The sequence below is a fragment of the Corynebacterium poyangense genome (assembly GCF_014522205.1).
Taxonomy (GTDB): Bacteria; Actinomycetota; Actinomycetes; order Mycobacteriales; family Mycobacteriaceae; genus Corynebacterium; species Corynebacterium poyangense.
Genome location: NZ_CP046884.1, coordinates 863,343 through 877,980 on the forward strand (window position 1 = coordinate 863,343; position 14,638 = coordinate 877,980).

16 protein-coding genes are annotated in these 14,638 nt (G+C 51.6%); 5 read left to right on the forward strand and 11 right to left on the reverse strand.

Annotated features, from left to right (window positions below; all coding sequences use genetic code 11):
* The first annotated feature begins 20 nt into the window (after positions 1–20).
* The 3 genes from GP475_RS04075 (at position 21) to GP475_RS04085 (ending at position 3,901) form a co-directional block, all read left to right on the forward strand.
* Positions 21–1,076, forward strand: coding sequence for an NAD(P)H-dependent flavin oxidoreductase (locus GP475_RS04075; RefSeq protein ID WP_187975371.1), 1,056 nt, complete (start codon positions 21–23; stop codon positions 1,074–1,076).
* 124 nt (positions 1,077–1,200) lie between these two features.
* Positions 1,201–2,646, forward strand: coding sequence for a glyceraldehyde-3-phosphate dehydrogenase (locus GP475_RS04080; protein WP_187975372.1), 1,446 nt, complete (start codon positions 1,201–1,203; stop codon positions 2,644–2,646).
* A gap of 286 nt (positions 2,647–2,932) precedes the next feature.
* Positions 2,933–3,901 (forward strand): hypothetical protein, encoded by a 969-nt coding sequence (locus GP475_RS04085; protein ID WP_224399536.1) that lies wholly within the window; start codon positions 2,933–2,935, stop codon positions 3,899–3,901.
* Here the strand turns inward: GP475_RS04085 and GP475_RS04090 are convergent.
* From GP475_RS04090 to GP475_RS04130, 9 genes are all read right to left on the reverse strand, one after another.
* Positions 3,864–4,631 carry a CDP-alcohol phosphatidyltransferase family protein gene (locus tag GP475_RS04090; RefSeq protein ID WP_262485232.1) on the reverse strand — a complete coding sequence of 256 codons (768 nt, stop codon included), beginning with the start codon at positions 4,629–4,631 and terminating at the stop codon, positions 3,864–3,866. The two genes, GP475_RS04085 and GP475_RS04090, sit on opposite strands and share 38 nt — an antisense overlap.
* A 203-nt stretch (positions 4,632–4,834) precedes the next feature.
* A complete protein-coding gene (locus GP475_RS04095) occupies positions 4,835–5,632 on the reverse strand; it encodes a hypothetical protein (protein ID WP_187975373.1) in 798 nt (265 codons plus the stop codon).
* Position 5,633: 1 nt separating this feature from the next.
* Positions 5,634–6,479, reverse strand: coding sequence for an ABC transporter ATP-binding protein (locus GP475_RS04100; protein WP_187975374.1), 846 nt, complete (start codon positions 6,477–6,479; stop codon positions 5,634–5,636).
* A gap of 2 nt (positions 6,480–6,481) precedes the next feature.
* Complete coding sequence (locus GP475_RS04105; RefSeq protein ID WP_187975375.1) at positions 6,482–6,802, reverse strand: hypothetical protein; 321 nt, start codon at positions 6,800–6,802, stop codon at positions 6,482–6,484.
* Complete coding sequence (locus GP475_RS04110) at positions 6,783–7,490, reverse strand: DUF5808 domain-containing protein (RefSeq protein WP_187975376.1); 708 nt, start codon at positions 7,488–7,490, stop codon at positions 6,783–6,785. Before GP475_RS04110 ends, GP475_RS04105 begins: the two co-directional genes overlap by 20 nt.
* A gap of 5 nt (positions 7,491–7,495) precedes the next feature.
* Complete coding sequence (locus tag GP475_RS04115) at positions 7,496–7,837, reverse strand: PadR family transcriptional regulator (RefSeq protein ID WP_187975377.1); 342 nt, start codon at positions 7,835–7,837, stop codon at positions 7,496–7,498.
* Positions 7,838–7,957: 120 nt separating this feature from the next.
* Positions 7,958–8,797, reverse strand: coding sequence for a fumarylacetoacetate hydrolase family protein (locus GP475_RS04120; protein ID WP_187975378.1), 840 nt, complete (start codon positions 8,795–8,797; stop codon positions 7,958–7,960).
* Between the two features lie 54 nt (positions 8,798–8,851).
* Complete coding sequence (gene pth, locus GP475_RS04125; RefSeq protein WP_187975379.1) at positions 8,852–9,409, reverse strand: aminoacyl-tRNA hydrolase; 558 nt, start codon at positions 9,407–9,409, stop codon at positions 8,852–8,854.
* A gap of 98 nt (positions 9,410–9,507) precedes the next feature.
* Positions 9,508–10,158, reverse strand: coding sequence for a 50S ribosomal protein L25/general stress protein Ctc (locus GP475_RS04130; protein ID WP_187975380.1), 651 nt, complete (start codon positions 10,156–10,158; stop codon positions 9,508–9,510).
* Positions 10,159–10,519: 361 nt separating this feature from the next.
* On the opposite strand from GP475_RS04130, the gene GP475_RS04135 reads away from it, so the two are divergent.
* Positions 10,520–11,179 carry a TetR/AcrR family transcriptional regulator gene (locus GP475_RS04135; protein ID WP_223144678.1) on the forward strand — a complete coding sequence of 220 codons (660 nt, stop codon included), beginning with the start codon at positions 10,520–10,522 and terminating at the stop codon, positions 11,177–11,179.
* Between the two features lie 70 nt (positions 11,180–11,249).
* On the opposite strand, the gene GP475_RS04140 is transcribed toward GP475_RS04135, so the two are convergent.
* Complete coding sequence (locus GP475_RS04140; RefSeq protein WP_187975381.1) at positions 11,250–12,227, reverse strand: ribose-phosphate diphosphokinase; 978 nt, start codon at positions 12,225–12,227, stop codon at positions 11,250–11,252.
* Positions 12,224–13,711 carry a bifunctional UDP-N-acetylglucosamine diphosphorylase/glucosamine-1-phosphate N-acetyltransferase GlmU gene (gene glmU, locus GP475_RS04145; RefSeq protein WP_187975777.1) on the reverse strand — a complete coding sequence of 496 codons (1,488 nt, stop codon included), beginning with the start codon at positions 13,709–13,711 and terminating at the stop codon, positions 12,224–12,226. The genes GP475_RS04140 and glmU overlap by 4 nt, the downstream gene beginning before the upstream one ends.
* A 291-nt stretch (positions 13,712–14,002) precedes the next feature.
* Here glmU and GP475_RS04150 point away from each other — a divergent pair, with 291 nt between their 5' ends.
* Positions 14,003–14,629 (forward strand): TetR/AcrR family transcriptional regulator, encoded by a 627-nt coding sequence (locus GP475_RS04150; protein ID WP_187975382.1) that lies wholly within the window; start codon positions 14,003–14,005, stop codon positions 14,627–14,629.
* Positions 14,630–14,638: the final 9 nt, after the last annotated feature.

The window sequence follows — 14,638 nt, forward strand, 5'->3', positions numbered from 1 at the left end:
TGTGACATAGTGTGTCTTTTATGAGAGCTATTAAAGATTTGGCATACCACATTATCGCCGCCCCGATGGCCGGAGGCCCTTCTACTCCGGAACTTGCAGCTGCAGTTTCCCGCGCTGGTGGGTTAGGGTTTTTAGCTTTCGGCACCATGGCGTTGGACGCGGTCGAAGACTCGTTAACACGCATGGCTGAATTGGCTAGCGATGTGCCCTATGGGGTCAATCTGTTTGCTCCTCAACGACAAGAAATCCCAGCCGCGATGGCAGAACGTGTACGCGAGGAACTGAAAGCAGATTATGCCAGCTACGGGCTTGAGGTTCCTGATCTTCCAGACCCGGATTACAGCAATGGGTGGGAGGAAAAACTTCAGGCAGCACTGTCTGCTCCGCATCCTCCAGCGGTCATAAGTTCTACCTTTGGCTGCTTTTCTGCTGAGGAAATAGGGCGCATTCATGACCGCGGTATCTCCGCCTGGTGCACGGTGACCTCAGTGGAAGAAGCCCAGGCGGCGAACAACATTGGTGTTGACGCTCTGGTTGTTCAAGGCCCTGAGGCCGGTGGGCACCGGGGCACCTGGGATCTTCTTCGTCGTCCTGATACAGCTGAGTTAGCGAAGCTGCTCAGCCAGGTGCACCAGGCTTGCCCAGATCTTCCTCTAGTCGCTGCTGGCGGGCTAAGCACCCCTTCGGCGGTCGCCCAAGCTCAAGAATGGTCAGGAGTAGTAGCTGTGGCAGCAGGATCAGCTTTCCTGCTCACCCCAGAGGCGGGCACCTCTGAAGTTAACCGGGAATTTTTGGCCGAGGCAGCGAAAAAAGACGAGGCGACGCTGAGCACCCGCGCATTTTCCGGACGCTATGCCCGGGGCCTGAAGACGGCTTTTTGTCAGTCTCATCCTGATCCTGATTTCCCTCCCGTATACCCCTTTCTTAATCAGTTACTGGCCCCACTAAGAGCAGAGGCCGGACAGCACCGAGATTTTCGCTGGGCTTATTGTCTTGTCGGTCAAAATTGTGATGATCTCAAGCAGTGGCCAGCGGCAAAAGTTATGCGGTGGTTAGCGGGGGAGAATATCAACTAAGTGATTACCACCCCCGAAAGGTGGTTGGGAAGGCGGAGGCCACCAGAAAAATGTGGGGGCTGGGTTAGGCTAAGGGGTGGTTCCTTGTGCTGCCTAAAAGCCTTTACCAAAGGAGATTTTTCTCATGGCTCAGCCCACCTCAGATTGGAATGACAAACTCACCCTCGCGGAGGCCATGCTGCCGCTGATCAGCAAACTTCACCGCGAAAGAAACGTCGTCACCTCCATTTTTGGCCGGCTCCTCTTGGATGTCACCGCTATCGACATCATCAAATCCCACCGCTACGCTCGCCGCATCACTGACTCCCCGCTGCCCATTGATCAAACCCTCCCTATTGTGGAGGAATTAGCAACCATGGATCTGGGGACCGCCAGTATTGATATCGGGCGTTTAGCTACCAACTTTCACCGTAATCCTGAAGAGAAGGACTTACGCGCCTACTTGGAGCGGCAATTAGAGCCAGTCATCGGCCGGAATAAGGAAGTAGAGTCCACTGATGTTGTTCTCTATGGATTCGGCCGGATAGGCCGGCTCCTCGCCCGTATCCTCATCGCCCGCGAAGCCGCTTATGGTGGCGTGCGGCTTCGAGCTATTGTGGTGCGCAACAAAGGGGAGGGAGACCTCATCAAGCGGGCTTCGTTGTTGCGTCGGGATTCAATTCACGGTGCTTTTGAAGGGACAATCACCGTCGACGAAGAGAACAACACTATTTGGGCTAATGGCACACCCATCCGAGTGATTTATTCTGATGATCCGGGAAGTGTTGACTACACCTCATACGGGATTCATGACGCCATTGTGGTGGATAACACCGGGCGTTGGCGTGATCGAGAAGGACTAAGCCAACATCTGAAGTCTGCTGGGGTAGCTCGCGTAGTGCTCACAGCCCCCGGCAAGGGAGATCTGCGCAACGTTGTGTACGGAATCAATCACGGTGATATTACTGATGAAGACACCATCATTACGGCTGCTTCCTGCACGACCAACGGTATCACTCCAGTGCTGAAGGTGATTAATGATCGTTATGGGGTGCGTCATGGGCACGTTGAAACGGTTCACTCTTTTACCAATGACCAAAACCTTATTGATAATTTCCATAAGGGACCGCGCCGTGGCCGTGCTGCAGGGTTGAATATGGTGCTGACTGAAACTGGGGCAGCGAAGGCAGTATCCAAGGCTTTGCCGGAATTCGAAGGAAAACTCACGGGTAATGCCATTCGAGTCCCTACTCCGGATGTGTCGATGGCGGTATTAAACCTGGATCTTGAAACCAACGTTGAACGTGATGAAGTTAATAACTTCCTGCGTAAAGTTTCCCTCCATTCTGATCTGCGCCAGCAAATCAGCTATATAAATTCGCCCGACGTCGTCTCGACCGATTTCGTCGGATCTACTCACGCAGGTGTGGTTGATGGTTTAGCGACCATTGCTAGCGGCAACCACCTCATTCTTTATGTGTGGTACGACAATGAGTTTGGATACTCTAACCAGGTTATTCGGATTGTTGAGGAAGTAGCAGGAGCTCGACCTATGGTGTTGCCGCGCCGGGAAAGTCCCTCGGAGTTGTGAGTTCCTCACGGAAAAAGAGCAAGATCAAGGTGAAAGACAATCCCCTTGGTCTTAAGCTGAAAGCTACCTGTTGTCGTAAAAACCCGCGATGTATCAACTGCCCGGTGGTTTATCAGCGCTTAGCTCGAAGTGGTGCGTGGGAAAGAGACGATGCCACGTTGCCGCGTGAATTGAAGAGAGCACGGCGCTGGTAAAAGTGTGGGAGAGATATTAGAAAATATAGAGCTTACTGTGAATCTCTCCCTCATTAAGACACTTAGGCCTTAAGCTATGGCAATCTAGATTTGTGAAAGGCAATCAAGACTACTGTGAACTGACCGGAACAGAACAGCTACTGACCTTGAGATCTGTTCTCGATTTGCCTTTTGTTCATGAATATTCCCTGGATGCTATGGCTATTTGGCAAATCTCACAGCTTAGCCGCTTGGGGGATATGTCGGCTAAGAATGTTGTGGTTGTTGATACGCTCAAGACCTTGGCACATACCACCCCGGAAAAATTCTTTGGGCTTGATGATGTGGCCTGGTCATTGGCGCCAATGTTGCGTCAGGCGGCAAGCACTAGACAAGCGGTGTGGCTCTGCGATATCCCCAAGGGAGATTTGGGCCGAGTAACGGCAATTCTAGGTGAACACGTTGTTCACGAAGTGGGAATTGCCGAAGATCGTGAAGGGTCAGGAAATAATTTTATTCCCATCGCTTTATCGCCGATAGATTTAATAGCCCACTGGGCGCAAGGAACACCCGAACAACAATCTGCCTTACAGCAGTTAATGGAGGGTGCTGATACTTTAGTGATGAAAAGATCGGTTCTGGCCAATCTACGGGCTGTTGGGGCTAATATTATTGAGCGCAATATTGTTGGTAGAGTTCTTTCAAACCCTAAAGTCATTGCTTATCTCGTGGTGTTGATTTATTCCTCCTTGCGTGCTCTTCCCGTGGTTTTTGTCCCCGGATTTCACGGCAAGGTGTGGGTTTTGTGGACCATAGATATTGTGACGGCCATACCCTATACCTGGGGGATTATCGAGATGTTTGCCGGAAAAAATATTATCCGAAGATTGATAGGGCTAGTTGTTACAATTATTACATTTGTATCGCCCTATATTTATTTCTGGTTTAATGGTCGCGATTATCCCAGCTGGGTACATGTCTTCGTGGGAATGATGATTCTGGGCGCGATACTTATTGAATACCTTCGTTGGCTCCGAGATCGGATTATTGCGCGAGTGTTTTATCAACGTCCGCCCCGGTGAAAGTGCGACGGAAGCCAGGTAGTAAAAGCCAAGTGCCGGCAAGTACATTAATGCTGATGAGCCCGATAATGATGTAGTCCGGTGCCAGGAGTGGAGGCTGAGGTGGTGTGAGAGTAATGAGCACGCCAGTGGTAGCGATCCAAATAAAGGTGAGCGCGATATTAAGAGAACGGCTCCGTTTCACTCGGAACGGATGGGTGTAATGTAACGGAACCAGCGTCAAAATGCTGAGCAGAATTATGCTAATAATGCATACAGCCATGGGGGCCTGCCAAACCCACAGCAGCACTGCAACGATATTCCAGGCGGCGGGAAACCCGACGAAATAATGGTCTGTTGATTTCGCTAGTTCATTGGCATAGCAAAAACACGATGAGATCAAAATTAACACCGCAAAGGCGATAGCTATGGGGCGAGGACCGAGCGGGAGATGAAGTGCAATAAAAAATGCCGGAATTGCAGTCCAGGTAAGGAAGTCAACGACATGATCAACGATTGACCCATTAAACCACGGGATGATTTCTTTTACCCGGCATTTTCGGGCGAGAGAGCCGTCTACGCCATCCACGATCAGAGAAATGCCGAGCCATAACCACATCATTCTGATTTGGCCGTCGATCAGGGCGAACATGGCAAGGGTTGCCCATAAGAGACCACTAAGCGTTAAGGCGTGGACGCCCCACGCACGTAACCTCTCGTAACGGGTAGAGCTAGGCGACACAGTAACCACGGTGGTTCTTTCATCTCGGGGATTTGGTATGAAGGTGAATCTTACTAAACCGAGAGAAGGTGTAAAAGTCTATAGCTTCCTTAAGTGTTAGCCGTGACCGTGGAGAATTAGTGAATTAACAGGTAATTCTCACAAGAATCTCTTAAAAAACTATGAAAAAGTTTTGCACTGTATGAGCGCTGAGGAATCGTGGGTGTGGGGAGCTAGTCGAGGGGTAGTTCGGCGCGGGAGAAACTGTACAAGGAGGCGAAGATAAAGATGACAAGAAGGAGAAGGGAACTCACGATAGGAAGAAAGGAGGAATCGGTGGTGGTGTCTGTAGCGAGGTGATGGGCGATGTCGCTGAGCCCAAAGGGAGTGTGGGTCTTAGCCCATGTCCACATTCCGCCGAGTTGGAAGAGGAAATACAACCCGAGGCCGGTGATGATATTGAGTCCTAGGGAACGTTTTATTCCGGTGGCGCAGTAGATAGCAGCACTGATGAGGCTGAAAATGAATCCCCATAGCATCGTCGCGCCCATGATTGGGAGGAGGGGAGAATTATCGAAGAATAGTGTGGTGATGACCCCGGCTAGGAAAGCACCGATCAGAAAAATTATGAGAAAGGTGATGGTCGATACGAGGAAATGCGCGAGGGCAAAAGCAGGTCTGCTCAGGAAACGGCTCAGCAGAAAAGCTAAGGACCCGCTTCGGAAATCTCGTTGAGCGGATATCGATACCACAATCACGCCGCCGAGAACCAGTATTTGGTTGAGGTTTTTCACCCACGCCGTGTAGCTTTCTGGCCACGAAGCTGTGGGCATCTGATCGGAAAGTGTGCTTGCTAGGGTTGGGTCTACCAGTGCAGACATAATTTCTTGACGATAGACCGTGGTGAGCACAGCGCTTAATGCCATCAGGAGAGCACAGCCGAGGAAGACATAAGTGCTGAGAGACCGGATTTGTTGGACGGTGATTATTCGAATGATCCGGTAAAAACCTGCGAAACGAGAGGTAGGCACGCTAACTCCTGATGGTAGATGATGAAAGCTGGATTTGAGCTTCATAGACCTGTTCTAGATTCTGTGTCCGGTGAGAAATCTGTGCGTCGTAGCCGTGTTGGCGAAGAAGTGCGACGACTTCTGAAGCGCGGTGCGTATTGACGGTGGTTGTGACATGGGAGAGCTGCTGTGCGGAAGAATCGAGAATGTCGGGAAGACTGCCTTGGGTGAGAAGCCGCCCGTGATGGAGCATTCCGACGTGGGTGCATACTTGTTCGACATCCGATAAGAGGTGCGAAGAAAAAAGGATGGTTACTAATCCGTGTAGCTCGGAGATAACATCGAGAACCATTTTCCGTCCTAGGGGATCTAAGGCACTGGTTGGTTCGTCGAGGATGAGCAGATCTGGGCTATCGACCAGGACGGCGGCAATTCCTAACCGCTGCTTCATGCCTCGGGAAAAACCACCTACTCTGCCCTGGGCATGGCGGAGACCAACGAGATCGAGGAGATCATGGGCGCGTTGAGCGGCGAGATCGTGAGGGATACCGCTGATGCTGGCTAAGGTGATTAATGCGTCGAGAGGACGAAGCCAAGGAAAAAGCTCCGGCACATCGGGGAGGAATCCCAGCCCTTTAATGGGGGTTGCGGGCAAAGTTCCCCGTGCGGTTCCTAGAACTTCGGCGCTGCCACTGGTGGCTGATAAAAAGCCCAGCAAGATATTGATGGTGGTGGTCTTCCCAGATCCATTAGCGCCGATGAACCCATAAATGCTGTGTCGGGGGACTGTGAGATTAAGGTCGTCGAGTACACGGTGTTGTCCAAATTCTTTCATCAAGCCGGTTGTGCTAATGACAGGTTGATCCATTGCTAATCCTGGGGATACAGAGAAGAAATTGTCGTATGCGTGGAACGAGAGTGCTGATATTGCCCGGCGTGTTGCTCAAAAACCTGGTTAGCGGACTCGTTATGCCTGTGTCTTTTGAGGCATACGAGGAAAATGATGGGGCCGGGAATCTGGCCGCACAGAATAATGATGAACCACACCCCAGGCTGGAGGCCGAGGATATGATCGTCGCGATGGCGCCATAGCAGGATTAGGCTTAGGATCATCAGACCTAGTTGGATAACCACTAAAGCGATAAGCGGGATTTGTAGTTCTGGCGATATGTCACTGATGTGAACGTGCATTTTTTTGGTTCCTTAACTCACGATCAAGATGATGCAAAGCGGATTTCACGATCCCGACACACAAGGCAGTGCTAAGTACCGGAGCAAGGATTAAGCCCGCGGCAGCAGAGACGGGGCGTCGAGCTGAAGATGGTGGAATCCGGTAGCTAGCTAGCGCGTTGAGGATGAGCGCTAGCTGTAAACTAACGACCTCGGCGGATGACACTAATTCGGGGTAGGAACTTGTTTTTTCCGGTCCCGGAGCCGGAGAGGAAAAAGCATAAAATAACAGCGCCGAATTTGCGATGAGGGTGTGAAGCGCCATCTTGTTCCCGGAGGTGCGGTGTCGAGGCTTTCCACTGAGTCCCCAATTACTGATGACTTGAGGTTTCTGTGATAGTTTCCAGGCGCAGGCATGGATAATGCAAGTATTTAGCCACGGAGTTAGGTGGGCGGCGGTATAAATCTTTTGCGGAATATAGGTAGCAAGATCCGGAATGGAGTCATCGGGGCGAATCATGCCAAGTCGGACAGCTACTGCGCCTAGGTTAAGGTCCCATCCAACACCTAGCCGTCGAGGGATGAAAAAATGAGGATTTTCTGGTTCAAAGCTTCGTAATCTCGACTCTGAGGTAAGTCCCGACATACCTCCTACGGGAATACCTGCGATACGAAGAATGCCGTCGTCATGGCGTCGAATAATGTTCATATTGACTATTCCCTTCCTTCCGATTGGCGACGCGGGGCCTGCACCCAAGCCACCACGGCGCTCAGTTTTTCCCACTCGCTATAAAGTGCCTGAAGCCGAGCAACGCCAGCAGGAGTAATGTGATAAATCTTTCGCGGTGGACCAGAAGGGGACTCCTCCCAGTCAGTGCTCAGAAGTTTCGCCTTCTTTAGACGGCTGAGCAGGGGATAGAGAGTGCCGCTCGACACCTCTAAACCCGCCTCATGATTCATCCGAGCCACTAAAGCACCGCCATATGCTGACTGTTTTTCTAAAGTGCCTAAGACAATGAGCTCCAAGGCGCCTTTACGCAATTGAGATTCAGCCATCTTTTTCCTTTGTTTTAACAGGTAGCTTGTAATACATACTACCTGGCATAGTGAGTATGTCAACCTGGGCATCGAGCCCAGCTGGCTCAACCGGCGAGCTATCCTACTCGCACAGCGGACTTAGGCTTTTTCAAAACAGAAGCGGTGGGCAATTTCTCCAAGCCCATCAATCGTGATCCGCAATTGATCATTATGCGCAATGTATCGCTGAGGGGAGCGCGCATGGCCTACCCCGCCGGGAGTGCCGGTAGCGATGACATCTCCGGCGCGCAGAGGATAGAGGTGACTGATAAATTCAACCAACTTTTCTGGACTAAAAACCAGGTCATCAGTGGCGGCAGATTGCATTTCCGTCTCGTTAAGGAAGGTATGAAGTTGCCCCCCAGGAGACCAAGAATCAGTCGTGGTAAGCCAAGGACCAAAACCGGCACTACTTTCTAGGGATTTACCCTGGTGCCATTGCAAAGTACGATTTTGAAACTCTCGGTTTGTCGCGTCATTGATGACCGCGTACCCGGCGATATAGTCAGCGGCATTGTGTTCACGTACACGTCGAGCATCCTTAGCAATAATGACTGCTAGCTCGCCCTCCCAGTCTATGGTTGATTGAGCCCAGGGAGCGATGGAAATTTCGTCATAGGGCCCAGCCAATGCCTCGGCAAATTTTATAAAGAGAGTAGGGACATCGGGCAGATCATGCCCCATTTCCTGGATGTGATTGGCGTAATTGAGACCAACGCAAATAATCTTATCCGGATGCGGGATCACCGGTGCTAAATCAGTTTTATTGATTTTCAGTGGTTGACTATCTGCATTGGCGGCAATATCGCGCCACTTGTCCTCACGAAGTAGAGCTTTGACATCGGGATATTCAGGAAGAGGAGTAATAAGAAGGCGGTCGGGGTCCTCAACTCGGGCCGCTATAGTACCGTCGGACGTTCTGATAGTAGCTAGACGCATAGCACAATCTCCTCACTTTTCGGTTGTTGCTCGCAGATTACCGGAACTTAGTTCCTAACTGTGACCGTGAAGATAATCTTCTACGGCATCAACTGCGTTGGCGCAGATAATAGGTAACTCCGCGCGTTCGTTTTTATTAAAGGGTTGGAGCACAAATTTCGCCGGATCCATCCGTCCGGGTGGTCGGCCTATTCCTATAGAAACGCGAACATAATCGCGGCTTTTTAAGCTACGCGAAACTGACTTTAACCCGTTATGTCCGTGATCTCCGCCGCCTAGCCGAATTTTTATGTCGCCAAACGGTAATTCCAATTCATCGTGAATAATAACTAGGTGATTTAGAGGGATTTTAAAGAAATCTACTAATCCGGCTACCGGAGTTCCGGAAAGATTCATCGCAGTTCGAGTGCGTGCGATTATTGCCTTGGGGCCGCCAGGGGAGAGGAAAAAATCGGCAGTTTCGGTATTGGTCCGACGGTGAACTGACAAGTTCGTGCCTGGATGTCGTGATAGTAGCTCTGCGATGGAGAGGGCGCCAATGTTGTGGCGGGTAGAGACATAGCGAGGGCCGGGGTTCCCTAGCCCGACGATGAGGAAAGAAGAAAAATGCACCTCGGTATCTTCTCATAAAAATAGGGGAAAGCCCCAGGCCTCTTTCTGAAAGCAAAAGCGATCCTGGGGCGTGCGTCCTAGTGAGAGGACGAGAAGGATTAGGATTCCTCAGACTGGTCCGACTCCTCGGTGGCTTCCACCTCAGAGGCGTCAGTTTCTTCGGCTTCCTCAGCGGCTTCTTCTTCAGACTCCTCAGGCTCTTCTGGCTCAGGATAGGAGATAGACGCGATGATAGTTTCCGGATCAGCAACCAGAGTTACACCACCAGGCATTTGAACCTCGGAGGCATGAACCACGGTGTTGACTTCGAGTCCTTCAATGGAAACGGAAATTTCTTCCGGAATGTTAAGAACATCAGCTTCAACCAGAAGAACATCAGCATCCTGGATAGCGATGGTGCCGTCAGCAGGCTCGCCTTCCAGAACAATCGGAACCTCAACCTCAACCTTTTCGCCACGCTTAATGGCTAGGAGGTCAGCGTGATCAATATCAAGAGTGAGGACATTTTGGTCAATGTTCTTCACCATGGTCAGGTGCTTTTCACCCGCAACATCAATTTCCAGAACTGCGTTGACACCATTGTTACGAACAACAGCGGTGAACTCGAGAATATCCAGCGCAATGTGGATGGGGTCAGTTTCTGGCCCATAAATAACGGCAGGAATCTTCCAGGACCGACGAAGACGTCGGGCAGCGCCCTTGCCGAATTCAGTGCGCTCAGCAGCTTCCAAAGTAGGGTACTTAGCCATGGCTTTAAAACTCCTTGAACTAGCTTTGTCAGATTGATCGTTCGCAAGCCCAAGTGATAACAGCCGAAATAACACGAGCCTGCGGCCGACCCTCTCGTCGAGTCGTCGCAGGCTGAAGCATGAGACTACCATCGCGTCGATAACGGCTGTGCAGGATCACTAGGGAACACTATTGACAGCCCTCGCCGAGACGGAAAAATACTAGCATGCCGCTATGGAGATATTCAAGCTGCATAACGTTGTGTCATAACCGCCGTAGAGATGCCTCAGCGGGCGCACCCACTAGGAAAGAGCCTACTATATAAAGTAGGTGAGTCTGTGATTATTTACACGATAGTTAAATTTGTGAAATAGTGGTGGGGTGGTTGCCGCAGATTCCCGCTCCTATACTCGATCCAAAAAATATGCGCGTCGGCCGGATCCCAGGAGGCTGAGGAATCGAGTTGCTTTACATCAAGCAGCATTGACGTTGGCGGAAAAACACGGACTCGAGTTCACTATCGATGATGTTGCTGGTACTGCCGGCGTGTCTCGTCGTACTTTCTTTAATCACTTTGCCACCAAACTGGACGCAATCTTGAATTGTGGACTGAATGATAGCCATGTGTGTTATCAAGAGGCCTTTTTGGCTGGAGATTTTGCCCGCGAAGGGCGAAATGTTGTAGAAGAGTTGCTGATGATGGACCAGGAGCTGGATAAGCAACGCTGCCTTGGAAATGGGATAGGCTGGTCTACCAGAATTCATGACCTTGTCCTGCGGGAAGAAAAGCTGCGACAGCATCTGTGGAAAACTATCCAAGCTGAGCGAGCTAGCCGTATTCGGCTAGTTCGAGCCAGATACCCGGAACTTGACGAGGACACAGCGTGGCTAGCTGTTCGCCTGGCCGAATCCATCATCCTTTTTTCGCTAGAAAACCCAGGACCTAATCAAGACACCACGCATACTCTTCTGCCTCGACCGGAACGTCAGCGGTTTTTCTACGAGACCTGTACCGCCCTTCTTCAACCGCGGGCTCAATAAAAACTCGCCTTGGTGTTCCAGGGTGTACCTGAACCAAGGCGAGCGTTGTTTTCAACTATTCTTCAGCCACTTAGGCTTGGCCTTCGAAAAGGGTGGTGACAGAACCGTTTTCGAAGATTTCACTGATGGTGCGAGCTACTAGAGGTGCGATGGACAGCACCGTCAAGTTATCCCATCCTTCAGTATTTTGGGGCAGGGTGTTGGTGGTAATGACCTCTTCGGCTCCGCATTGGCTAAGACGTTCCCGGGCTGGGTCAGAAAACACACCGTGGGTGCAGGCGATAATGACGGAATTAGCTCCGGCTTCTTTGAGGATCTTACAAGCCCCGGCAATAGTTCCGCCGGTATCAATCATGTCATCTAGCAGGACACAATCTTTACCCGAGACATCGCCAACCACCCGGTTGGAAACAACTTCATTGGCGACATCAACACTACGGGTCTTGTGAACAAAGGCCATCGGTGCATCGTTGAGGGTATTTGCCCATTTCTCTGCTACTTTAACCCGGCCGGCATCAGGAGACACCACGCAAATATTATCGAGGGAATACTTCGACGTGATGTACTCGGTGAGAATAGGCATGGCGTGCATGTGATCGACCGGTCCATCAAAGAAACCCTGGATCTGGTCGGTGTGTAAATCAACCGAGACAATACGATCCGCACCTGCAGCGGCGAGCAAATCAGCAACAAGACGAGCGGAAATCGGCTCACGGCCTCGATGCTTCTTATCCTGACGGGCATAGGGATAAAACGGCAACACTGCCGTAATCCGCTTAGCTGAACCGCGCTTGAGGGCGTCGATCATAATGAGCTGTTCCATCAACCACTTATTCAACGGCTGCGTATGGGATTGGAGAACAAAACAGTCTGAACCGCGCACGGATTCTTCAAAGCGAACAAAGATCTCTCCGTTTGCGAAATCGCGGGCAGTGGTGGGCGTTAGCTCAATGCCAAGCTCTTTGGCCACGGCCTCACCTAGTTCCGGGTGAGCACGCCCGGAAAAGAGCATGAGATTTTTATGGGTTTGCTTCCAGTGGGCGGTCATGGCTGGGGTGTCTCGCCTTCCTGATCGGTAGATTCTCGTTGACTGGAATGTGCGGCTTCGGCCGCTTTAGCGGCTGGGGTTCCCGGACGTTTCCGAGTCACCCATCCCTCGATATTGCGCTGTCGTCCACCGGAGACAACGAGCGCACCCGGGGGGACGTCGTCCTTGATAACTGTACCTGCTCCCGAATAAGCACCATCACCCACGGTGACGGGTGCGATGAACATTGTGTCAGAACCCGTCCGGACATGGGATCCCACCGTTGTGTGGTGCTTGTTCACTCCGTCATAATTCACAAAGACTGAAGAAGCCCCAATGTTCGAGTATTCGCCGATGGTCGCATCACCAACATACGTCAAATGGGGAACCTTGGAGCCACGACCGATTTGCGCATTCTTCGCCTCGACAAAGCCGCCGAGTTTACCTTCTTCGCCCAGCTCAGTGCCGGGACGAAGATAAGTGAACGGACCGACGTGTGCGCGAGCCCCGATGATCGAATCGCTACCGTGGGTCCGAATCACATTAGCTGAGGCGCCCACCTTGACGTTACGCAATGTGGTATCTGGGCCGATTTCTGCCCCCGAACCAATCTCTGTCGTACCCCATAGCTGAGTGCTGGGGTGAATGGTGACATCTGATTCAATCTGAACATCTACCCCTATCCAGGTGGTCAGGGGATCAACCACGGTGACTCCATTGCGCATTGCCGCTTCCACAGTCCGCCGGTTTAACTCCCGTCCGGCAGCAGCTAGCTGCACTCGATCATTAACCCCAGCCAGTTCTCGGGGGTCAGCGGCACGGTGGGCCCGCACTGGGTGTCCGTCGGAGCGGGCGATCCCTAATACATCAGTGAGGTAGAGCTCTCCTTGAGCATTATTGGAGTCTAAGCGGGTAAGAGCTTCTCTTAAGATGGCAGCGTCGAAGGCAAAAACACCGGAGTTTACTTCCTGGATTGCTTGAGTTGCTGGATCGGCATCTTTTTGTTCCACAATGGCGGTGACCTCACCCTCATTGTTACGAACGATTCGGCCATATCCCGTTGGATCATCGACCACCATGGTTAATACCGTGACGGCGGTAGGGACCTCAGTGTGCGCCTGATAGAGCTGGTGCAAGGTCTGAGCTTGTAATAAGGGCACATCCGCATTGGTCACGATGACGGTGCCCTGAAAATCAGCTAAGGGTGTTAATCCGCATTGGACCGCGTGTCCAGTGCCATGCTGCTGTTCTTGAACCGCACTGAAGATCTCCCGGTCCAGTTCTTTCGCCACGGTCTCGACGGCCGGAATAACCTGATCCCGACCGTGTCCAACCACGGCGACAATATGCTCTGGATCAATACCGGCAGCGGCGTAGAGACTGTGCGACAGTAAAGAGCGCCCCCCAATTTCATGAAGAGTTTTAGGAAGCGCAGATTTCATCCGGGTTCCTTGGCCAGCGGCCAGGACCACGACGGCACAAGAATGAGCGGACTGCGGAGCCACAGTCTCGGACGATGGAGTGCTCACAGCTGGTGTCTACCTCCAAGGTAGGGGAATAGGTTCACCGCATCAGCATAACTAACCAGAACTTTGCGGCCTGCGCCGGATCATGTAAAACCCCGAAACCCCGAACCGAAAACTTTGCTTCCCCACCAGGACTCGAACCTAGAATGACGGTACCAAAAACCGTAGTGTTGCCGATTACACCATGGGGAACCACGCATGAACGCGTTTACATAGTGTAGCCGATAGCCCGCCGTAGATGAAATCCACTGGCAGGTTAGTCTTAAAGCTATGGTTCGACAGCGGATGACCGGTCGAGAACGCCGGGAACAACTCATAGCGATTGGCCGTAAAGTTTTTGCCGAGCGCGGATTCGAAGGTGCCAGTGTAGAAGAGATCGCCTCCCGTGCGGGGGTTTCTAAACCGGTTGTTTATGAGCACTTCGGTGGTAAAGAAGGGCTTTATGCTGTGATTATCGACCGAGAAATGCGCCACCTTGAAGGAGTGATTACCCAATCTCTGGCGGCTGGGCGCTCTCGGCAACGCATTGAGCAAGCCGTTTTAGCCTTATTGACTTACGTGGATGAAGAAACCGATGGATTTTTGCTTTTGGGGCGAGACATGGTTCCTGGACGAGATCGTTCCTATTCCACTATGTTGAATTCCGCGGTAGCGCAGGTATCACATATCCTTGCCCAAGCTTTTGAACGCCAAGGCTTAGAACCTTCGATGGCGGTGCTCTATGGGCAAGCCTTGGTGGGGATGGTGTCAATGACTGCCCAATGGTGGCTCGACGAACAAACCTTGGACAAGGAAACCGTAGCGGCGCATATCGTCAACTTGTGTTGGAATGGGCTTGCTGGAATGAAAAAAGAACCCACTCTGTATGCGATTAACCTGGACCAGGAGGAATCCTAACGGTGCCGA